Annotated in this window: 20 protein-coding genes; 13 read left to right on the plus strand and 7 right to left on the minus strand. The window is 68.5% G+C overall.

Annotated elements, in window-relative coordinates:
- Nucleotide 1: 1 nt before the first annotated feature.
- The 5 genes from ACFPPA_RS14030 to ACFPPA_RS14050 form a co-directional block, all read right to left on the minus strand.
- Nucleotides 2-829: a carboxylesterase family protein gene (locus tag ACFPPA_RS14030; RefSeq protein WP_377320962.1), complete on the minus strand. Its 828-nt coding sequence runs from the start codon at nucleotides 827-829 to the stop codon at nucleotides 2-4.
- A gap of 46 nt (nucleotides 830-875) precedes the next feature.
- Entirely contained in the window at nucleotides 876-2,267 is a 1,392-nt protein-coding gene (cls, locus tag ACFPPA_RS14035; RefSeq protein ID WP_377320964.1) for a cardiolipin synthase, read from the minus strand.
- 13 nt (nucleotides 2,268-2,280) lie between these two features.
- Nucleotides 2,281-3,645: an FAD/NAD(P)-binding protein gene (locus tag ACFPPA_RS14040; RefSeq protein WP_377320966.1), complete on the minus strand. Its 1,365-nt coding sequence runs from the start codon at nucleotides 3,643-3,645 to the stop codon at nucleotides 2,281-2,283.
- 31 nt (nucleotides 3,646-3,676) lie between these two features.
- Entirely contained in the window at nucleotides 3,677-4,255 is a 579-nt protein-coding gene (locus ACFPPA_RS14045; protein ID WP_377320968.1) for a cysteine dioxygenase, read from the minus strand.
- A gap of 162 nt (nucleotides 4,256-4,417) precedes the next feature.
- Entirely contained in the window at nucleotides 4,418-5,086 is a 669-nt protein-coding gene (locus ACFPPA_RS14050; RefSeq protein ID WP_377320970.1) for an energy transducer TonB, read from the minus strand.
- Nucleotides 5,087-5,466: 380 nt separating this feature from the next.
- Between ACFPPA_RS14050 and trhA the strand changes: the two genes are divergently transcribed.
- Together trhA and ACFPPA_RS14060 are read left to right on the plus strand one after the other, a co-directional pair.
- On the plus strand, nucleotides 5,467-6,135 hold the full coding sequence (gene trhA, locus ACFPPA_RS14055; RefSeq protein WP_377320972.1) for a PAQR family membrane homeostasis protein TrhA: 669 nt from the start codon (nucleotides 5,467-5,469) through the stop codon (nucleotides 6,133-6,135).
- Nucleotides 6,132-6,482: a TfoX/Sxy family protein gene (locus tag ACFPPA_RS14060; protein ID WP_377320974.1), complete on the plus strand. Its 351-nt coding sequence runs from the start codon at nucleotides 6,132-6,134 to the stop codon at nucleotides 6,480-6,482. The genes trhA and ACFPPA_RS14060 overlap by 4 nt, the downstream gene beginning before the upstream one ends.
- A gap of 36 nt (nucleotides 6,483-6,518) precedes the next feature.
- Here the strand turns inward: ACFPPA_RS14060 and ACFPPA_RS14065 are convergent, their stop codons facing one another.
- Complete coding sequence (locus ACFPPA_RS14065) at nucleotides 6,519-7,001, minus strand: DUF456 domain-containing protein (protein WP_377320976.1); 483 nt, start codon at nucleotides 6,999-7,001, stop codon at nucleotides 6,519-6,521.
- Between the two features lie 132 nt (nucleotides 7,002-7,133).
- On the minus strand, nucleotides 7,134-7,910 hold the full coding sequence (locus ACFPPA_RS14070; protein WP_377320978.1) for a ferredoxin--NADP reductase: 777 nt from the start codon (nucleotides 7,908-7,910) through the stop codon (nucleotides 7,134-7,136).
- A 602-nt stretch (nucleotides 7,911-8,512) separates the two neighbouring features.
- On the opposite strand from ACFPPA_RS14070, the gene ACFPPA_RS14075 reads away from it, so the two are divergent.
- From ACFPPA_RS14075 to ACFPPA_RS14125, 11 genes are all read left to right on the plus strand, one after another.
- Nucleotides 8,513-9,490 carry a sigma 54-interacting transcriptional regulator gene (locus ACFPPA_RS14075; protein ID WP_377320980.1) on the plus strand — a complete coding sequence of 326 codons (978 nt, stop codon included), beginning with the start codon at nucleotides 8,513-8,515 and terminating at the stop codon, nucleotides 9,488-9,490.
- A gap of 197 nt (nucleotides 9,491-9,687) precedes the next feature.
- Nucleotides 9,688-9,966, plus strand: coding sequence for a hypothetical protein (locus ACFPPA_RS14080; RefSeq protein ID WP_377320982.1), 279 nt, complete (start codon nucleotides 9,688-9,690; stop codon nucleotides 9,964-9,966).
- Between the two features lie 34 nt (nucleotides 9,967-10,000).
- Nucleotides 10,001-11,611: a phage tail sheath family protein gene (locus ACFPPA_RS14085; protein WP_377320984.1), complete on the plus strand. Its 1,611-nt coding sequence runs from the start codon at nucleotides 10,001-10,003 to the stop codon at nucleotides 11,609-11,611.
- Nucleotides 11,612-11,621: 10 nt separating this feature from the next.
- Nucleotides 11,622-12,152, plus strand: coding sequence for a phage tail protein (locus tag ACFPPA_RS14090; protein ID WP_377320986.1), 531 nt, complete (start codon nucleotides 11,622-11,624; stop codon nucleotides 12,150-12,152).
- 5 nt (nucleotides 12,153-12,157) lie between these two features.
- Nucleotides 12,158-12,901: a T4 family baseplate hub assembly chaperone gene (locus ACFPPA_RS14095; RefSeq protein WP_377320988.1), complete on the plus strand. Its 744-nt coding sequence runs from the start codon at nucleotides 12,158-12,160 to the stop codon at nucleotides 12,899-12,901.
- Entirely contained in the window at nucleotides 12,898-13,647 is a 750-nt protein-coding gene (locus ACFPPA_RS14100) for a hypothetical protein (RefSeq protein ID WP_377320990.1), read from the plus strand. Before ACFPPA_RS14095 ends, ACFPPA_RS14100 begins: the two co-directional genes overlap by 4 nt.
- Nucleotides 13,644-14,885 carry a Pvc16 family protein gene (locus tag ACFPPA_RS14105; RefSeq protein ID WP_377320992.1) on the plus strand — a complete coding sequence of 414 codons (1,242 nt, stop codon included), beginning with the start codon at nucleotides 13,644-13,646 and terminating at the stop codon, nucleotides 14,883-14,885. The genes ACFPPA_RS14100 and ACFPPA_RS14105 overlap by 4 nt, the downstream gene beginning before the upstream one ends.
- Nucleotides 14,882-17,056 (plus strand): AAA family ATPase, encoded by a 2,175-nt coding sequence (locus ACFPPA_RS14110; protein ID WP_377320994.1) that lies wholly within the window; start codon nucleotides 14,882-14,884, stop codon nucleotides 17,054-17,056. Before ACFPPA_RS14105 ends, ACFPPA_RS14110 begins: the two co-directional genes overlap by 4 nt.
- Nucleotides 17,053-17,367: a hypothetical protein gene (locus tag ACFPPA_RS14115; RefSeq protein WP_377320996.1), complete on the plus strand. Its 315-nt coding sequence runs from the start codon at nucleotides 17,053-17,055 to the stop codon at nucleotides 17,365-17,367. The genes ACFPPA_RS14110 and ACFPPA_RS14115 overlap by 4 nt, the downstream gene beginning before the upstream one ends.
- The gene (locus tag ACFPPA_RS14120) at nucleotides 17,349-18,113 is read left to right on the plus strand and encodes a C1 family peptidase (protein ID WP_377320998.1); all 765 of its coding nucleotides are present in this window, start codon (nucleotides 17,349-17,351) and stop codon (nucleotides 18,111-18,113) included. Before ACFPPA_RS14115 ends, ACFPPA_RS14120 begins: the two co-directional genes overlap by 19 nt.
- A gap of 158 nt (nucleotides 18,114-18,271) precedes the next feature.
- On the plus strand, nucleotides 18,272-20,140 hold the full coding sequence (locus ACFPPA_RS14125) for an eCIS core domain-containing protein (RefSeq protein ID WP_377321710.1): 1,869 nt from the start codon (nucleotides 18,272-18,274) through the stop codon (nucleotides 20,138-20,140).
- Nucleotides 20,141-20,289 lie beyond the last annotated feature (149 nt).

Below are 20,289 nucleotides of genomic sequence, written 5' to 3' on the forward strand. Positions count from 1 at the left end.
GTCAATGCGCGCCCTGTGGCTTGCCGAGTCGGTGCGCGAACATCCATGGCCACAGCTCCGTGGTCGCGTAGGCCATCGGCCAGGCGCCGTGACCGACGCCCGGAAATTCGGTGTAGCGGACGTCGTCGCCGCGGGCCTGCAGGGCAGCATGCATGCGGTGCGATTCCTGCGGCGGCACCACGTCGTCGATGGCGCCGTTGAATATCCACACCGGCAGGCGGCCGATGTGCGCGGCGACCCAGGCATAAGGATCGCCGGCATCGGCGGGGATCCCTTCCACGAACAGCGAGTCGTCGTCGTTGGGATGACGGATACCGCCGCAGATGATCGCGGCCGCGGCAAACCTGCCGGGGTGGTCCAGCGCGATCTGCCAGGCGCCGTAGCCGCCCATCGACAGGCCGGTGAGGTACAGCCGCCGGCGGTCGCCGTGCCAGGCATCGATGCTGCGATCCAGCACCAGCAGCGCCATCTGCTCGATCTCGCCGTTCCACGCGGTGCCGTCCGGGGCCTGTGGTATCACCACCACGGCCGGGAAGTCCTTGCCGTGTTGCTCGAGCCACGGCGGCAGGCCCTGGCTGAGCTGGGCCTGGTTGTCGCTGCCGCGCTCGCCGCTGCCGTGCAGGAACAGCACCACCGGCCAACGGCGTCTGGCCGTCCAGCCGTCCGGCACGAAGACCTGGTAGCGATAGGTCACTCCGTGCAGTTCCAGCGAGCGTCGCACGAAGTGGTTGGACTCGCCGGCATGGCCGGCGAGGCTGATGGTCATCAGGGCGAGCAGGAATACGAGCTGGCGCATGTCGGCACGATCGGGGCGGGTCTTGCAGTTCATGATGCCCGCGCGCGGCCGGCAAGCTGCAGTGCAACACGCCGGCCTCCTATAGCAGGGGATCGAACAGCCGCGCCACGTGCATCGCCACCCGCCGCAGGTAGGGTGCGTCGCGGTATTCCGCTTCGGTGACGGCCAGCGACCGGGAAAAATCCTCGCCCAGCATGGTCTCCACCGCGCCGGCAAAGGCCGTGTCGACGACCAGGGCGGTGACCTCGAAATTCAGCCGGAACGAGCGGCTGTCCAGGTTCATGCTGCCGATCGCCGCGCTGTCGCGGTCGATCAGCAGGGCCTTCTGGTGCAGGAAGCCGGGCTGGTAGCGGAACACGCGGATGCCGGCGCGCACGGCATGATGGGCATGCAGGGTGGAGGCGAGAAACACGGTACGGTGATCCGGGCGCGCGGGAATCAGCACGCGCACGTCGACCCCGCGCAGCACGGCCAGTTGCAGGGCCGAGCGCACCGCGTTGTCGGGGACGAAATACGGCGTGCTCAGCCATACGCGCTCGCGTGCCGCGTGGATCGCGGCGGTGAAGAACAGCGAGCCGGTCTCCAGCGGGTCGGCCGGTCCGCTGGCGACCACCAGGGCACTGGCATCGCCGTCGGCTGGCGAGGGCAGCAAGGGTGGCAACTCGCCGGTGATCCAGCGCCAGTCGTCGGCAAACAACTGCTGCAGATCGGCCACTGCCGGGCCGCGCAATTCCAGTTGGGTATCGCGCCACGGTGCCAGCGGCGGTTTCAGGCCCAGGTATTCGTCGCCCACGTTGAGTCCGCCGATGAAGGCGCGCTTGCCGTCGACCACCACGATCTTGCGATGATTGCGGAAATTCAGCTGGAAGCGATTGCGCCAGCGATGGGTGGCGAACCGGTGGATGGCCACGCCGCCGGCGCGCAGCGTGTCGATGTAGTGCTGCGGCAGCGCATGGCTGCCGACACCGTCGAACAGCACGCAGACGCGTACCCCGGCGGCCGCGCGCTGCAGCAGCACCTGTTGCAGGCGGCGCCCCAGCACGTCGTCGTGGATGATGAAGAACTGCACCAGCAGGCAATGCTCGGCCGCCGCCATCGCCGCCAGCATGACCCGGAACGCCGCCTCGCCATCGATCAGCAGGCGCAGTCGGTGACCGCTGCGAAACGGCCGGCCCTGCAGTGCGCCGATCGCACTGAAGCGGGCGCAGGCCGGGGCGATCGGCGCCGCGCCCGGTGATACCTCCGGCTGGGCCCGGGGTGGAGCCACCGCGTGCCCGGGGTGATAGCCGAGAAAACGGCTGGAGCCCAGGTACAGGTACGGCAGCAAGGTCACGTAGGGCAGCAGCAGCAAGCCGAGCGCCCAGCCGATCGCCCCCTGTGGCGTGCGTGTATGGGTGACCGCATGCATGGCGGCGAACATGCCGAGCAGATGCAGCAGGGCGATGCCGGCGGTGAGCACGCTGGTGTTCATCGCGGCCGGAAGCTCAATCGCTCAGCATCCGATCAGCCAGCTGGCGAGCGTGGCGGCGAATCTCGGGTATCGCGGTGGACTCCCACAGGGTGCCGCGCAACAGGCTGCCGATCGCGAACAGGTGCGGCCAGTGCCCGCCGTCATGTTGCAGGCGACCGTCCGGGCTGGCCAGCACGCCCAGGCCGAGCGGGTCCGGCGCGATGTGCGCGTTGGTGAGCAGTTGGCGCACCAGTCGATGGCTGGTGCGTTGCACGTCGGTATCCAGCCCCACCGTCTGGATCACCAGATCCGCATTCAGCACCTCGCGGGTGCCCGCATGGCTGAGACTCAGCTGCAGCGCGTCGCCGGCGACATCCACGGCTTGCACGCGTCCGCGTCGCCGCTGCAGCCGGCCGTCCCGCTCCAGGGTGGCGATGGCCTCGCCGACTTGCGGTGGCATGCGATGGCGTGCGCGTTGCCACGCCCAGTTCGCATGGCGCAGGAAGCGCCCGCGTTGTTCCAGCGACAGCTCCCGCCACAGGCCGGGCGAATGTGGTCGCAGGCTGTCGATGATGGTGCGCCAGTCGCCGCCTTGCGCGATCGCCTCGCGCAGCAACTGCAGCCAGTGGCGCACGTCCGGTGCGTCACGCATGGATTCGATCAGCTCGGCGCTGTCGTCGTCGGGTGCGCCGGCGGCGCGCAGATGCGCCTCGGGCAGCAGGCCGTGGCGCGAGACGGCGATGAACTCGGCCTGCGGCCATTGCGCGGAAAGGTCCAGCAGTACGTCGACCGCGGTCAGGCCCAGTCCGATCAGCACCACCTTGCGCGGCGCAGGCTGGATCTGCCCGGCGCGTTCCAGCAGGCGCCAGGGATCCACCGCATAGCGGGTGCTGGCCAGCGCGGCCTCGCTGACGCCCGCCAGCGGGCGCGGCGGCAGTGCGCCCAGCGCCAGCACTGCCGCATCCGCCTGGTGGCTTTCCTCGCCGTGAATCACGGTGACGCCGCCGTGCTCGGGGACCACGGCATCGACGGCGAACGGGATGACGTGCACGTCATGGCCATGCACCTTGCCCAGTTGCAGCGTGCGCGTGACTTCCGCCTCGAGATAATCGCCGTAACGGCTGCGCGGCAGGAAATCGGTGCCGGCGATCGCGGGATCGTCGCGCTGCACGAACTCCAGGAAGCCGCGTGGCCTGCCACCGAACAGGCTCATCGAGGCCGCCCGCACGTTCAGCAGATGGCGCGCCGAGGGGGTGCTGTAGGCCACCCCGCGGGGCGGCGTCCCACCGCCGGTATACCAGTCCAGGTGCAGCGATTGCGGCGGCTGGCGCTCGAGCAGCTCGCCGAGCAGGGTGGCGGCGGCGGCACCGCCGCCGATGATGGCGACCCGTCGAAACATGGAAGGCCCTGTGCGGATGGTGGGGTGGCTGTCAGTACGTCAGGCGGCCGGCAACGGCGCTGCGTCGCGGCCTCGCCATCCACGGTCCGGCCGGTGCGACCTGCTCGTAGGCGAAGTACTCCGCCAGCTCGCCGCCGTAGACGTGCAGGGTCAGGGCAGTCGCCTGCTTCGACAGGTTGCGGCAGCGGTGCACGTGATTCTGCTCGCCCTCGAACCAGGTGCCATCGCCCGGGCCCAGCCAGTCGCGGCCGTGCATGCGCAGGTCGCCGGATATCGGGTCCCGGGCAAAGGATTCCACTTCCAGCGCGCCGACCAGGGTCATTTCCAGACCCCACAGCCCGGCGTGGTCATGCACCGGGGTGCGGTGGCTCGCCGGCCATGCCATCACCAGCACATTGATCGCCGGCTTGCTGCGCTCGGCCAGCAACCAGCGCCGCAGACCCTGTTGGGGGCCGCTGAGCCGTGCCAGTCCGGTCGCCAGTGCGGAGGCGTCCCGGTGCACCACGCGACCCAGTTCAAGCGCCATCGAGGCGAGGTCGGGCTGCCCGGCGGTGCCGTGTTCGAGCGCGATCGCGCGCAAGGTCTTCAGGGGGTGCGAATGCTTGCCCATGGATGAAACCCCGCGGGGTGAATGAATCCCAGTGGAGCATGCATATCGTTAAAGCGGCGTAAGCCGAAGGCAGGCCCCGGCTCCGTGCGCAGCGCCTCGGCGGGATACCCGCCGCCATGCCCGATCAGCAACCGCCGATCGGGCATGGCGCCCGGCGGAGGGTCATCCGCGCAGGTCGAAATTCACCGGGACCCTGGCCCATGCGCGGACCGCCTGCCCACGCACCATCGCCGGCTGGAAACGCCATCCCGCCAGTACCTGTTGCCGTGCGCTGCGGTCGAGCAGTGCATACCCGCTGCCGCGTTCCACGATGACCTGCAGCGGTTTGCCGGTTTCGTCCACCAGTACCCGCAGCAGCACCGTGCCGTGCATGCGCTCGCGCAGCGCCTGGACCGGAAATTGCAGTGGGGCCAGGCGATAGGCGAGGCTGGCCTCGACCGGCGCGCCCACCGTCGCGGGGTCGGTCATGGCGTCAGCGGGCGGCAGGCTCGGGGCGCTGATCGGTGGTGCGGCTATCCGGCCATCCGTGACGGGCACGACCGCCGGCGGACTGCTCGGCAGCGGCCGCGGATGAGCCTGTGGCGGGGTGGCCGGATGGGGCAGCGGCAGCAGTTCCACCGGCGGTGGAACGTCCGGCACGGCGGGTGGTTCGATCAGACGGACCACCGGCACCGGGACGAGCCGGTGGGTCACCGTCAGCCGCGTGGGGCTGAGCGGTCGTGTCGCGATGAGGATGACGGTGAGGTTGAGTGCAATCGCGGCGCTCATGGACGCGATGCGTGCAAGGTCGGGCCGGGTACGATGAGCGACGATCAGGCTTGCGGACGACATGGCGACCTCCTGACATCAGTGGGGATGTTGCGGCGGTCACGCTGCCTGGGCAGGGGGATCGTGTCGCCGCGACTGCAGCGTATGCCTGTTCGACGGGATCGCGCAAGCAGACGGCTGGATGGCCATATCTCCCGCGCCGAAGCGCGTGCCGGTGCCGAGCGATCGACCCGGGCGCAGGTGCTGGTCATGGCAATGTCTCGCTGGCGCCCGATGCCAAAGGCACCGGCTGGAATCCCCGGATGGCCTTCAGTGCCTTCATCATCGAATAGTGTGCGGCAGTGTGCGCACGCGGGCATGTCTTGCAGTAGGCAAGCACGGGCCCGCCCGCTAAGGTAGGTCGAGGCGCAGCCAGCCGTCTTTCGTCCCGCCAGGAGTCCACCATGTCCGCTACATCGAGCGTGCTGATCCCGCGCTACAGTTTCGGTGACGAGCTGGCCAGCAGCGTCATCCACGGCATCGGCATCGTGCTCAGCATCGCCGGTCTGGCCGTGCTGGTGGCCTTCGCGGCACTGCACGGCAACGCGCTGACCGTAGTCGCCTGCGCGGTGTTCGGCACCTCGCTGGTGCTGCTGTATACCGCTTCGACCCTGTATCACTCGATTTCCGTTGCCGCCGCCAAGCCGGTCCTGCGTGCGCTCGACCACATCGCGATCTACGTGTTGATCGCCGGGACCTATACCCCGTTCACCCTGATCGCCTTGCCGGGTGCCTGGGGCTGGAGCCTGTTCGTGGCCGTGTGGACATTGGCGCTGGTCGGCAGTGCGCTGGAACTGGGCCTGCTCAGGCGCTATCACCGGCTGGCGGTGCTGCTGTACGTGGGCATGGGCTGGATCGGCATGATCGCGTTCGAGCCGCTCAGCAAGCATCTGCAGGCCGGCGGCATCACGCTGCTGATCGGCGGTGGCCTGGCCTATACGCTGGGCGTGCCGTTCTACCTGTGGCGCAAGCTGCCGTATCACCACGCGCTCTGGCATGTGTTCGTGCTGACCGGCAGCGTGCTGCATTTCCTCGCCGTGCTGCTGTACGTGATACCCGCGCCGACGGCATGAGTCCGCCGCCGACGCTGGCGGACTTGCGCCGCGATCTGGAGGATGCGGCGGCGCATCTGGGCAAGCCGCACGACCTGCGGTTCAAGCCGATGTTCGGCGGCCTGATGGCGTATCTCGACGAAAAGCCATGCGCGTGGCTGGTGCACGGCAAGCTGGCGTTGAAGCTGGCGCCGGTCGACCAGCCCGCGCTGTTGCAGCTGAAAGGGGCGTCGCGACTGATCGCCAGGCCGGGTGCGGCGCCGAGCCGGCACTACATCGTGCTGCCTGCCACGCTAGTCCGCGATACCGTTCAGTTTGCCGGCTGGCTGGCCCGGAGTGCCGCCGGTGCGGGACAGCGGCGGCGCTGATCCATGCCGTGGCCGTCCGCACGCCGAGTTGCCGCGTCAACCGAAAAGCATCGCCAGTCCGAACAGCCCGACCATGACGAAAGAGAGCACCAACTTGATCAGGGTGCCGAACAGCAGGCCGAGCCAGGTGCCGACGCCGACATGCGCCGACCGCAGCACGCTGGTGCCGGACGCCAGTTCGCCGGCGAGCGCGCCCAGGAAGGGTCCGAACAGCAGGCCCGGAACGCCGAGGAACATCCCGATCAGGGTGCCCAGGCTGGCGCCCCACAGGGCCAGTTTGCTGGCGCCGACGCGCCTGGCGCCCAGCGTGCCCGCGATGAAATCGACGACCACGCCGAGACTGCCCAGGGCGCCGATGAGCAGCAGCCACCACCACCCGAGATGCTGGTAATGGTCCACCGCCGCGACCAGCCAGATGCCGCCGAAGATCATCGGGATGCCGGGCAAGGCCGGCAGCACGGAACCCGCCAGTCCGCCGACGATCAGCAGGGCGGCGAGCACGTACAGCGCAATATCCATCAGGCGGATGTCCTCATGCGGTCAAGCCGGCATTGGAGCAGAAACGAGTGAAGAGGAGCGAGAAACGGGAGGGCGCATGAATGCATTGCCTTGCACTCGTTCCCCACTCCTCTCCACTCACTCCCCACCCGGCTACTTCTCCACGAATGCCCGCTCGATCACGTAATCGCCCGGCTCGCGCGTACGCGGCGATGCACGAAAACCGCGTCCGTCGAGCAGGGTGGACAAGTCCTCCAGCATCGCCGGGCTGCCACACAGCATCACCCGGTCGGTCGCGGGATTCAGTGGCGGCAGGCCGGTGGCCTCACTCATCACGCCATCGGCGATGGCATCGGTGATGCGGCCGCGATGACGGAAGGGTTCGCGCGTCACGGTGGGGTAGTAGATCAGTTTTTCGCGCACCAGCTCGCCGAGGTATTCGTGCTGCGGCAGCTCGCGCTCGAGGTAATCGGCATAGGCCAGGTCGCTGATGTGGCGCACGCCGTGGGCCAGCACGATCCGCTCGAAGCAGTCGTAGGTCTGCGGGTCGCGGATGATGCTCAGGAACGGCGCCAGCCCGGTGCCGGTGCCCAGCAGGTAGAGGTTGCGGCCGGGCTTGAGGTCGTTCAGCACGAGGGTGCCGGTGGGCTTGCGCGTGACGATGATCGGGTCGCCGGGCTTGAGGTGCTGCAGGCGCGAGGTGAGCGGCCCGTTCGCGACCTTGATCGAGAAGAATTCCAGGTGCTCTTCCCAGCTGGCGCTGGCAATCGAATACGCACGCATCAGCGGACGCCCTTCGGTTTCCAGGCCGATCATCACGAACTGGCCGCTGTCGAAGCGAAAGCCCGGATCGCGCGTGGTGCGGAAGCTGAAAAGCGTGTCGTTCCAGTGCTGCACGTCGATCACGTGCTCGGTTGCCATTGCCACCATGGTGGGTTGTCTCGTGTAATTGCCGGGTTGCGCCCGAAGAATCGGCATGCTCGACGGCCCGGCGGGGCCGGAGGCGAAGACTCGCGGACTGGGCGGCGTTGCCGTGGGGCCTTGCGAGCGCCGGGATGATCGCGGCGACAGCGGCACAGGATACGCGAGTGGGCATGAACGCGCCTGTGCCCGGCAGACGATGGGGGGCGGTTGCGCGCGATCTGCGACATCACGCCGCGCCGGGCCCCTCGCCGGACGGCGAGTCGGCGCATCCCCGAACCGACCTCGCCGCGGGAAGCGTCCGGCGTCGTGGATGGCCGGGCGGCATGCCACCGGAACGATTCATCGGTTCTGTGACCGATCGCGGTTTCTGCGGCCTGCAGTCGATGTACTACATCGCTGCGGGCTCAGGTACTACAGCGGCAGATTCCGATACATCACCTCCGGGGCGTTGTTGAACTACAGCGCCGATAATGCGCATACTGCATCGTTGCTCCGATTTGATGCGTTGCGGTCAGATCGGGAGGGATGCCAGGGGGATTCGTTGCACGTCATCAATGATGACGTGGCAGGTTTCTTGATGGTGACTTCGGGGATAGACGATGCCGATCATGCTCGGCCAATCCCAGGCAATCCAGGCAGTGCGTGCGCAACTGCAGCGCTACGCCGATTGCGATGTGCAACTTCTGATCGAGGGTGAGACCGGGACCGGCAAGGAACTCGCGGCACGGGAGATCCACTATGCCAGCGCCCGGCGCAAGCATCCGTTCGTGCCGGTCAATTGCGGCGCGATTCCCGACAGCCTCATCGAGAACGAACTGTTCGGGCATGACCGCGGTGCCTTCACCGACGCCAAGGCCGCGCAGCCGGGGCTGATCGATCATGCGCGTGGCGGCACGTTGTTTCTCGACGAAGTGGATGCGCTTTCCGGCAAGGGTCAGGTCACCCTGCTGCGATTTCTGCAGGACAACGAATACCGTCCCGTCGGCGGTGGCGCAACGCGGATCTCCGACGCGCGCATCATTGCCGCCACCAACATGAATCTGGAATCGCAGGTCGCCGCGGGGCATTTCCGTCGTGACCTGCAGTACCGGCTCAATGCGCTCTACATCAGGTTGCCGCCCCTGCGCGAGCGTGAAGGGGACGTGGCCCTGCTGGCGGAGCATTTCCTGCAGGCCGCCGCGCTCAAGCTGCGTGGGCCGCCCAAGCGCTGGGGCGAGGACGCCATGCGTGCACTCATCGCCCATGCGTGGCCGGGCAATGTCCGCGAACTGGACAACATCGCGCTGCGTGCCTACATGTCGGCCGAGTCCGCGGTCATCGGCATCGACGAGCTGTCGGTGGCTGAGCCGGCGTTTGCGGGTTTGGAGCCGGACTCCCGACATCGCACGAATGAGCCGGATGTCGGCTTCAGTGCGGCAAAGACCCACGCCATCCGGAAGTTCGAGCAGGATTACCTGTCCCGGCTGATGCAACGGGCCAGCGGCAATATCAGCGCGGCCGCCCGCTTGTCCGGCACCGAGCGCCGGCAGCTGGGCAAGCTGCTTGCCAAGCACGGCATCGAAACGAAGCAGTACCGCCCGCGCTGATCCGTCCCGGTTGCGCCAGTCCCGGGAAGATGTTGCGGTCCGGGTGCGCGCGCTCCCACCGCGTCGGGCAATCGGGTCATCGCTGACCCGATCGCCTCGCTTCGACGCCCGCCCGGGCGCCATTTCCTCACGCCGCCGATTGGCACGCATGTTGCCTCGGTGCGATACCACAACAGACGTGCGCGCAGACGGGTGCCATGACCAAGCATCGTGCCAACGACACGACGGGCGAGAGCGAAATGGAAATCGAGTATTCGGTGCTCGAGTACCTGTATCGCCATCCGCAAGCCGCGGACACGCTGCGCGGCATCGTCGACTGGTGGCTGCCGCAGCAGCGCTACGAGAGCGACAGCCTGCGCATCGAGCACGTGCTGGGCAGGCTGGTGGCGCAGGGACGGCTGCACTGCGACCGGCTCCCCGGCGGTGAAGTGCTGTACGCACTGGACGAACACACGAGGTCGCCGCAGCCGCATTGACTGCGACGGGGTTTTCACGAGGGAGGACAGGCTCATGCCATCTGCGCTCACCTATCCGGGCGTCTATATCGAGGAAATCCCCAGTGGTGTCCGCACCATCACCGGGGTGGCGACGTCGATCGCCGCGTTCATCGGCCGCGCGGCCTCCGGGCCGACCGACAGCGACGCGGAAAGCCCGGTGATCATCAACGGCTACGGCGATTTCGAACGCAATTTCGGCACGCTCGACCCGGCTTGCCCGATGGGTTATGCGGTGCGCGACTTCTATCTCAACGGCGGCGCCCAGGCCGCGATCGTGCGGCTGTACAAGGCGAACGGCGGCAAGCCGGCCAAGGCGGTGATCAAGATCGCGAATCTGCCGCTGGAAGCGGCGTCGGCCGGCAGCTGGGGCAACCAGCTGCGCGCCCGCGTCGACAGCAACGTGTCGGCCGAGATCGCCACCCGCTACGGCCTGGCGAATACCGATCTGTTCAACCTCACCGTGCGCGACATGAACAGCGGCAGGCAGGAGAGCTTCAACAACCTCACCGTGAAGGAGAGCCCCTCGCGCGTCGATCGCGTGTTGAAGGCGCGCTCGTCACTGGTCCGCGTGGCCGCCTCGCTGACGCTGCCGGCAACCACCGTGCCCGCGGCGCATCTGGACCCGGATGCGGGCAAGACCGCGTGGGAGCAGGACAAATCCTCCACCGGCGTCGCCTCGGCCGATCAGGCGGCCGACAGCGCGGCGCTGGACGATGCGGCCTACCTGGGCGACCCGGATGCGAAGACCGGCATCTACGCGTTGAAGAAGACCGACCTGTTCAACCTGCTGTGCATCCCGCCGGACCTGCGCGACGGCAACACCTCCGCCACGGTGTACCAGACCGCGATGGCGTTCTGCGTCGATCGGCGTGCGCTGCTGATCGTCGATCCGCCCGCCGAGTGGAGCGCTGCGGGCACGATCACCCAGTCCGGCAACGCGGCGCTGACCGCCCTCGGGCTCAACGGCGACGCTGCCCGCAACGCCGCTCTGTATTTCCCGCGGGTGATCGAAGCCGACCCGAAGCGCCAGGGACAGCTCGATACCTTCGTGCCCTGCGGCATCGTCGCCGGCGTGATGGCGCGCACCGATGCGCAACGCGGGGTGTGGAAGGCGCCGGCGGGACTCGATGCGGCGCTCAATGGCGTGCAGGGCCTGGCGACCACGCTCACCGATGCCGAGAACGGCATGCTCAATCCGTTGGGCGTCAACTGCCTGCGCAGCTTCCCGCTGGTGGGGCCGGTGGTGTGGGGCTCGCGCACCCTGCGCGGGGCCGACCTGCTGGCGGACGAATACAAGTACGTCCCGGTGCGCCGGCTCGCGCTGTACCTCGAGGAAAGCCTGTTCCGCGGCACCCAGTGGGTGGTGTTCGAGCCGAACGACGAGCCGCTGTGGGCGCAGATCCGCCTCAACGTCGGCGCCTTCATGCAGAACCTGTTCCGCCAGGGGGCGTTCCAGGGCAAGACGCCGCAGGACGCCTACTTCGTGAAGTGCGACAAGGAGACCACCACGCAGAACGACATCAACCTCGGCATCGTCAACATCGTGGTCGGCTTCGCGCCGCTCAAGCCCGCCGAATTCGTGGTCATCCAGCTGCAGCAGATGGCCGGCCAGATCTCGACCTGAGGACAATGTCATGGCTCAGTTCAGCGTCAATGCGCAGCGTTTCGATCCCTACAAGAATTTCAAGTTCCGGTTGAAATGGGATGGCCGTTATGTCGCCGGCATCAGCAAGGTGTCCGGCCTCAAGCGCACCACCGAAGTGGTCAAGCACCGCGAGGGCGGCGACCCCAGCAGCACGCGCAAGTCGCCGGGGCGGACCGAGTACGAGGCGATCACGGTCGAGCGCGGCGTCACCCACGACGTCGCGTTCGAGCAGTGGGCGAACAAGGTGTGGAACTTCGGTGCCGGCCTCGGCGCCGAGGTCTCGCTGAAGGATTTCCGCAAGGACCTGATCCTGGAGATCTACAACGAGGCTGGTCAGCTGGCGCTGGCCTACAAGCTCTACCGCTGCTGGGTCTCCGAGTTCCAGGCGATACCCGACCTCGACGCCAACGCGAACGCGGTCGCGATCCAGCACCTGAAGCTGGAGAACGAGGGTTGGGAGCGCGACACCGGCGTGCCGGAACCGGCCGAACCCAGCTTCACCGTGCCCGCCGTCGGCTGAGCGCCATGCATACACCCACGCCGGCACAGCTGCTGCAGGTCTGGGAACGCGGGGGCGAGCAATCCGCCGCGGCAAGCGCCCTGTTGCTGCTCGGCAGCTGTTGCGAAGACCATTCCGCCGAGGCCCTGGCGGCGCTGCCGCTGGGTCGGCGCGACGCCTTGCTGCTGCAGCTGCGCGCGCGCCTGTTCGGCGAGGACATCGACACGCTGGCGAGTTGTCCGCAATGCGCCGCGGTGGTCGAGGCGAGCTTCCGCTGTGACGACCTGCTGCTGCCGGCGTCGGGGGCGGAAGCTGCCACGCCGGTGTTGGAGCATGTATCGGATGCGCATGGCGTGCGCGTGCCATTTCGCCTGCCCGACAGCAACGACCTGCTGGCGCTGGAGCATTGCACCGACGCCGGCCAGGCGCGCCAGCTGCTGCTCGCACGCTGCGTGCTGGCGGCGGATACCGGCGCCGGATGCGACGTGCATGCGTTGCCGCCGCCGCTGCAGTCGGAGATCGCGCAGGCGATGGCGCAGGCCGATCCGCAGGCGGACCTGCAACTGGCCTTCCGCTGCCCGGATTGCGGTCATCGCTGGCAACCGATGTTCGATATCGCACGTTTCCTGTGGCAGGAACTGCACGCCTGGGCGCTGCACATGCTGCGCGAGGTGGACACGCTGGCGCAGGCCTATCACTGGCCCGAAGCGGACATCCTGGGCCTGAGCCCGCGTCGCCGCCAGGCCTATCTCGAGCTGTGCGCGCCATGAGCGATTTCCTCGACCGGCTGGCGTCCAAGGCCATCGGCAGCGAGACCGCGCTGGTGCCGCGGTTGCCGTCGCTGTTCGAACCGTCGCGGAGGGCCCCGATTCTGCCGTTGGGCGACGAGGGAGACGCGCCCTCGCGGGGCCGCGAGGTGCCGGCGGCCACGAACGCGCTGCCCGCTGCGCCGCAGGTGCAGCCGACGCACGCGGCAGGCCCGGCGAAATGGCGCCGGGCACAAGCGATGCCGATCGATCCTCCGCCTGTGTCGATGCCGGAGTTGGCCGTTGCGCCTGCGCAGCGCCCGTCGTCGGCGATCGAGCCCGCATCGCGGAGCACTCCGCCGCCCGAGCGACTTGCGGCGCCATCCATAGGGGAGCATCCGGACACGACCCGTCTGCCGTCACCGGTGTCGCCGCGGCAGACGCGTCTCGCGCCGGCGCGGCAGGCACCCGCGCCGCCGTCGGCCTGCGGCAGCCTGCGACCGGCGCCGACACCGATGCCGGTGTTTGCCGCGCCGCGCGCCGGTCCGGCGCCCGCGCCATCCGGCCAGGCCGCGGCACGGCGCGCGCCCGCCGTGCCGGTGGCCAGCGCGACCGGAGCCTCGAGCGAGCCGGTGGTGCACGTCAGCATCGGCCGGCTCGAAGTACGCGCGGCGGCCGCGACCGGCGATGGACCGCGGCGTCGCGATGGACCGCGGCCCTCCAGCCTGGACGACTATCTGCGCCAGCGCGGCGACAAGGGGGCGCGATGAGCAACGTGCTGGCCATCGCCGCGGCCACGCGCACGCTGCGCAACCTGCTGCTGGCGCAGATGCCCGCGCTGGATCCCGAGCTGAGCGATCTGGAGGTCACGCTGCAGCCGCCGGACATCGCGCGCAAGGGCATCAGCAAGTCGCAACTCAACCTGTTCCTGTTCCAGGTGGTCGGCAACGCGGCGTGGAGCAACCTGGACATGCCCGGGCAGGTGCGCCCCGGCGAGAACGCGTCGCCGGCACTGGCCCTGAACCTGCATTACCTGATCACCGCCTGGGGTCGCGGCGAAAGCGACAGCGACGCGCTCAGCCACCGCGTGCTCGCCGCCGCGATGAGCACCCTGCACGACCGCCGCGTGCTCGACGGAAACGACATCCGCAATGCGCTGCCGGACAACGATCTGGCCAGCCAGTTCGAGCGGGTGCGGATCACCCTGATGCCGCAGAGTGTGGAGGAGCTGTCCAAGCTGTGGACCGCGTTCCAGACCAACTACCGGGTGTCCGCGGCGTACGAGGCCGCGGTGGTGCTGATCGACAGTCAGGCCGCCACGCGCGCACCGCTGCCGGTGTTGCGGCGCGGCGCGCAGGATCGCGGCGTATTCGCCAGCGCCAGCGCCGCGCCGGTGCTCGACAGCCTCGGCTATCCGCGGGCGCAGGTAGCGCTGCGACTGGGCGAGGACATCGTGCTGGGCGGCCGCCAGCTGACCACCGAGCATGCGCTGGTCCGCTTCAGTAGCCTGCGGTTGGACGCGCCGGTCGACCTGCCGCCGCTGGCCGGCGCCGCCGGCACGCTGGGTGTGCATCTGGCCGATACCACCGAAGACGCCGATGCCGCGTCGCGCTGGGCGCCGGGCATCTACACGGTGGCGCTGCTGCTGCAGCCGCCGGGATTGCCGCCGCTGCTCAGCAACGAATTGCCGCTGGCGCTGGCGCCGCTCATCACGCTGGGTGCGCTGACTGCGGCGGCCGGCGACATCACGCTCAACCTGAGCTGCCTGCCGCGCCTTCGCGACGGCCAGCGGGTGTTCCTGCTGTTCGGCGACCGGCTGCTTCCGCCGCAGAGCATCAGCAATCCGGCGGACCTGCACCAGCCCACTGCACTGGTGTTCCAGGTGCCCGGCGTCAGCGCCGGCACCTACACCGTGCGCCTGCGGGTGGACGGTGCCGACAGCATTCCGGTCGACTTCAGCGGCAGCGTACCCGCGTTCGCCGGCAACCAGCAGGTGGTGGTGACATGAGCGACTACCAGCAATGGCTGCGCGCCAACGACCAGTATCTCGCCGACGCGCTGGCGGTCCTGCGCGCGCGATTGCAGCAGGCGGCGCAGCGGCAGGACACCCCCGCGCCGACACCCGCGCCGGCCACGGCCCTGATGACCGCGGCGCCGGTCACCGTGGCGTCGGCGACATCGAAGCCTTCCTGGTTTGGCCGTCTGTTTGGTGTTCACGCCACGCCGGTGTCGTCCGGCACCGAGCCGCGCGCCGACGACACCCCGCCGCCCGCGCCCGCGCCGATCGCCGTGGTCGTGCCTGCCGATGTGCGGGAGTCCGACGCGGGCCCCCCGCCGGCGACTGCCGCCGAGGGTGTCGCTCCGATGCCGGCCCTCTTGGTACTGGCCGAGCGGTTGGGATTGTCGCCGTTCGAGCGCGACCTGTTGCTGCTGTGCGTCGGCATGGAGCTGGATACCCGCCTGCCGGCGCTGTGCGCGCAGGCGCAGCACGATCCGGCCCGGCCCTATCCGACATTCGCGCTGGCCTTCGCCGTGCTCGACCAGCCGAGCTGGGACGCGCTGTCGCCGGAGCGGCCGCTGCGCTACTGGCGGCTGCTGGATATCCATCAGCCCGGTGCGCAGCCGCTGATCGGTGCCGCGCTGAGCGCCGACGAGCGCATCGTCAATTTCGCCAAGGGCATGAACTACGTGGACGACCGCCTGATGCCGCTGCTCACTCCGCTGGCACCGGCGGCGCTGCCGCCATCGCAGCAGGCGATCGCCGACCGCGTGCTGGACGGGCTGCAGCGGGTGCCGGCCGGCGAGGCGCTGCCTGCGGTGCAGTTGCTGGGCAGCGACAGCGTCAGCAAGCAGGGTATCGCCCGGGCGGTGGCCGCCGCGTTCGGTGCGCAGGCGTACCGGCTGTCCGCCGAGCTGTTGCCCGGCGCCGTGGCCGAGCAGGAAACGCTGATCCGGCTGTGGCAGCGCGAGAGCCAGCTGTTGCCGATCGCACTGTACATCGACGCCGCCGAACTCGAGCATGGCGACGCGGCGGCGGCCCAGGTGCGGCGCCTGATGACGCGCGCCGGCGGGCTTGTCTTCGTCGATGCGCATGAACCCTGCGCCGGGCCGGCGGCCGACACCGTCAGCGTGGATGTGACCAGGCCCACCGCGATCGAGCAACGCTCGCTGTGGCAGCGGCTGCTCGGCGAGCTGGCTGGTTCGCATCCGCAGCGGCTGGCCGGCCACTTCGATTTCAATCTCGGCAAGATCGAGCAGATCGCCCATCACGCGCTGAGCGCGGCGCAGCAGCGGCCCGAGGCGCTGGCCTCCGCGCTGTGGCAGGGCGCGCTGGCGCGCACGCGGCCGGCGCTGGACCAGCTGGCGCAGCGGATCGAACCGAAGGCCGGCTGGGCCGACCTCAAGCTGCCCGTCAGCGAGAAGGATCTGTTGCAGCAGATCGCCGACCAGGTGGCCCAGCGCAGCACGGTCTACGACGACTGGGGCTTCCGCGCACGGATGAACCGGGGCCTGTCGATCAGCGCGCTGTTCGCCGGCGAGAGCGGCACCGGCAAGACCATGGCGGCCGAAGTCATCGCGAACGAGCTGGGCCTGTCGCTCTACCGCATCGACCTGTCGGCGGTGGTCAGCAAGTACATCGGCGAGACCGAGAAAAACCTGCGCAAGCTGTTCGATGCGGCCGAGGACGGCGGCGCGATCCTGTTCTTCGACGAAGCCGACGCACTGTTCGGCAAGCGCAGTGAAGTGAAGGACAGCCACGACCGCTACGCCAACATCGAAGTGAACTACCTGCTGCAGCGGCTGGAATCGTTCCGCGGCCTGGCGATCCTGGCGACCAACCAGAAGGGGGCACTGGACAGCGCGTTCCTGCGCCGGCTGCGCTTCGTGGTCAATTTTCCGTTTCCCGGCGTGGCCGAGCGCAAGGCGATCTGGGCTTCGGCCTTTCCCGCCCAGTTGCCCATCGCGCCGCTGGACCTGGACCGGCTGGCGCGGCTGGCGCTCAGCGGCGGCAGCATCCAGGGCATCGCGCTGAACGCGGCCTTCCTGGCCGCCAAGGCCGGTGTGCAGATCAGCATGCCGTTGATTCTCGATGCCGCGCGCGCGGAGTTCCGAAAGCTCGACAAGCCGGTCAACGAGGCCGACTTCCGCTGGCTGGAAAGCGCCGGGGGCAACGCATGAGGATCGAACTGCACATCGAGCGGCTGGTGCTGGACGACGCGCTGCTCGGCGGCGAGCGCGCAACGGCGGTTCGGTCCGCCATCGAGCTCGAACTGGCCGAGCGGCTGGCCGGGCCGGAAGTGGAGTCCGCGCTGCGCGGCATCGGCAGCGTCGCCAGCCTGCCGCCCGCGGTGCTGCCGCAGGCCCGCCACCCGAAGGAACGGCTCGGTCCGCGCATCGCCACCGCCGTGGGTCAGGCCCTTGGTGTCGGCGGAACCCATTCAAGTCAGGCACATCGCCAGAGGAGGCAGCCATGGCCAGGTCAAAAGTAAATGCATGGTACGGGTGGGTGCCCGACCGGCCCGACTATCGCGACAAGCTGTATGCCGCGATTGCCGCGCCGCCGAGGAGGTTGCCGGCGAAAGTGGATCTGAGGGCGGGTTGCTCGCCGGTGGAAAACCAGGGGAGCCTGGGCAGTTGTACGGCGAACGCGCTCGTGGGCAACCTGGAATTCCTCGAGAAGAAGGTCGGTCGGCGGGTCATCAACCTCAGCCGCCTGTTCATCTACTACAACGAACGCGCGATGGAAGGCACGATCGGCGAGGATGCCGGCGCGGCGATCCGTGACGGGGTGAAGTCGCTGGTCAAGCAGGGTGTCTGCTCGGAGAGGGAGTGGCCCTACAGGATCGCGAAATTTGCCGACAAGCCTTCCGCCGCCTGTTACAGGCTGGCGGTCAACCGCGAAGTGAATTCCTACCATCGCGTGATCGGATTGCAGCAGATGCGGCAATGCCTGGCGGAAGGCTATCCGTTCGTCTTCGGCTTTTCGGTCTACGAGGCGTTCGAATCCGACGCCGTCGCCCGGACCGGCAACCTGAATCTGCCCAAGCCGGGCGAAAGGCAGGTGGGAGGCCATGCGATTTGCGCCGTCGGCTACGACGATGCGACGAAGCGATTGCTCATCCGCAATTCCTGGGGCAGGGGCTGGGGCATCAAGGGCTACTTCACGATGCCCTACGACTATGCGTCCAACAGCAATCTCGCGGACGACTTCTGGACTCTCCGCGCGTTCCACTAACGAGTAAGCCGAACGGCCGTATCTGAGCCGCCGAGGTCATGACCATGCAGCGAGCGAGCGCAACAGCGACAGCAGACCGGCGAACAGCGCACGCGGCGGTGCGAGCCTCGCTCGTGCCCCTGCGTGGCGGCCTGCTGCAGCGCAAGTGCGCGTGCGGCATGCATACCCACGGTGGCGAATGCGAAAGCTGCAGGCGTGGGCGCCTGCAACGCAAGGCGCTGGCGATCGGTCGGACCGACGACCCGCTGGAAGCGGAGGCCGATCGCATCGCGGCCGCGGTGACGAACGACAACCGGGTGCCGGCTTCATTCCTCCGCGCGCCATTGCAGCTCAGCCGTGCGGCAGCCTCGCCCGGCGACGGATCGGCACCCGCCAGCGTGCACGAGGTGCTGCGCACACCGGGGCAACCGCTGGATGCCTCGACCCGGTCCTGCTTCGAAACGCGTTTCGGCCATGATTTTTCGCAGGTGCGGGTGCACACCGATGCCCGTGCCGCCCGATCGGCGCAGGCGCTGCACGCACGGGCATACACGCTGGGGCAGGACATCGTGTTCGCGGACGGCCGGTTCGACCCGGGCAGTGGCGAAGGTCGCCACCTGCTCGCCCACGAGCTGGCGCACACGCTCCAGCAAGGCACCCGGGGCGGCAGCGTGCAGCGGCAAGTCGTGCCACCGGGACAGGACACCGGGCGCGACACGATCCTCGCCGCCGCCGGCCGACAGGCCACCCCCCTGGAGCATCGCGCCTGGGAAGTGGTGTGGCGGATGCTGACCCGATATTTCCCGGAATACGCCCGGCACGTGTCCGGCGTGCGATACGACGAAAAGGAACCGGCTGCACGTGCCAGCATCGAGCAGAAGACGTCCGGGGGGAAAACCGTCCAGTACGCGACCGTGATCGTCGGCAGGAATTTTGTCGAACATGCCACGGACGCCGAACTGCGCGCGCGCATCGCCGAACTCGGCGCAAGCCTGGCGGGACTCAGGCCCGATCCCGATCCGCAGGCCTCGCCGGGCAGCGCCGCGCTGTGGCAGCTGATCCACCAGGTCGTGCCCGCGAAGGCCGGGCGCATCTCGGGTTCCTCCTACGATGCCAATCTGCCCGATCCGCCGGGGTTGTCGACCGAGTTCGGCGGCGGCAGCGTCACCGTCGGCAAGGTCACGACGAGCTGGAGCGGGCCGAAACTGTATTTCGGCAAGGCGTTTCTTGCGCTGCCCGACGCGGAAAAGCGAAGCCGCATAAGTGCCGAGTTCGAGAGGATAGACAGTTGGTCGGTCGCCAATGCGCACCTGACCGCGGCAGACCTCGCTGATCCGGATATCGAGTTGCGTATTCGCGGCCTTTCCACCGCCGCATTGACCCGGTTGCGGGACAACGCGAAGGACCCGGCCGTGAAAGCGTATGCGGACAGCCTGATCGGAACGTCGACGCCGCTGGAAGGCGGCCTCGCCAGGCAGCCGGACGGCACCGCGACGATGAAGGTGGGGCATGTCACCGTCATCGTGAAACCCGATATCCAGGGCGCGACCGACATCAAGGGCAAGAGCGCGGCCGAGACAAAACCGACGTCGTCGGACGAGGGCGTGGCATTCGGCGGCTTCAGCTATACGGGCCCCAAGGGCGGGGCAAAGCACGTCACCACGTTCGATCCACCGCCCACCACGATCACGATCACCATCCAGACCCGCTATCGGCAAGGCGCCGCGCCCGGCGACACCTCCGGGTACGGCCGCGGCACCACGTCCACCGACCTCGCCAAGGAAGGCAAGACCCTGCGCGTGCACGAGGGCAGCCACGGCCTGGATTTCATCCGTTTCATCCAGGCCCACCCCTTCCCCACGTTCGCGGGGCGTGCCGGCATGACGGTCGACGACTTCAAGAAGGCGAGGAGCACCTACAAGACGGCGCGCGACAAGTGGTTCGCGGACATGACCCGGGCTTCCGAACTGAGTACCGATTGCGTGGGCGTGACGATCGAGGATTTCTACGCGAAGCAACATCTGCCGCCGCCGGTCCATTGCCATTGAAGCGAGGCCGTGGGCCATGCCATCGACCCCATGATCGCGCGCAATGACAGCAAGCATCAGGTGCCTTCACAGGATTGCAGGAATGATCAACGCAACTCGACAACCAGCGGCTCGCAAGCCAACGCCAGGCGTCAATCCGGGGCGCGGCC

It is taken from the genome of Rhodanobacter ginsengisoli, from assembly GCF_042657065.1.
In the GTDB taxonomy this organism is placed as follows: Bacteria; Pseudomonadota; Gammaproteobacteria; order Xanthomonadales; family Rhodanobacteraceae; genus Rhodanobacter; species Rhodanobacter ginsengisoli.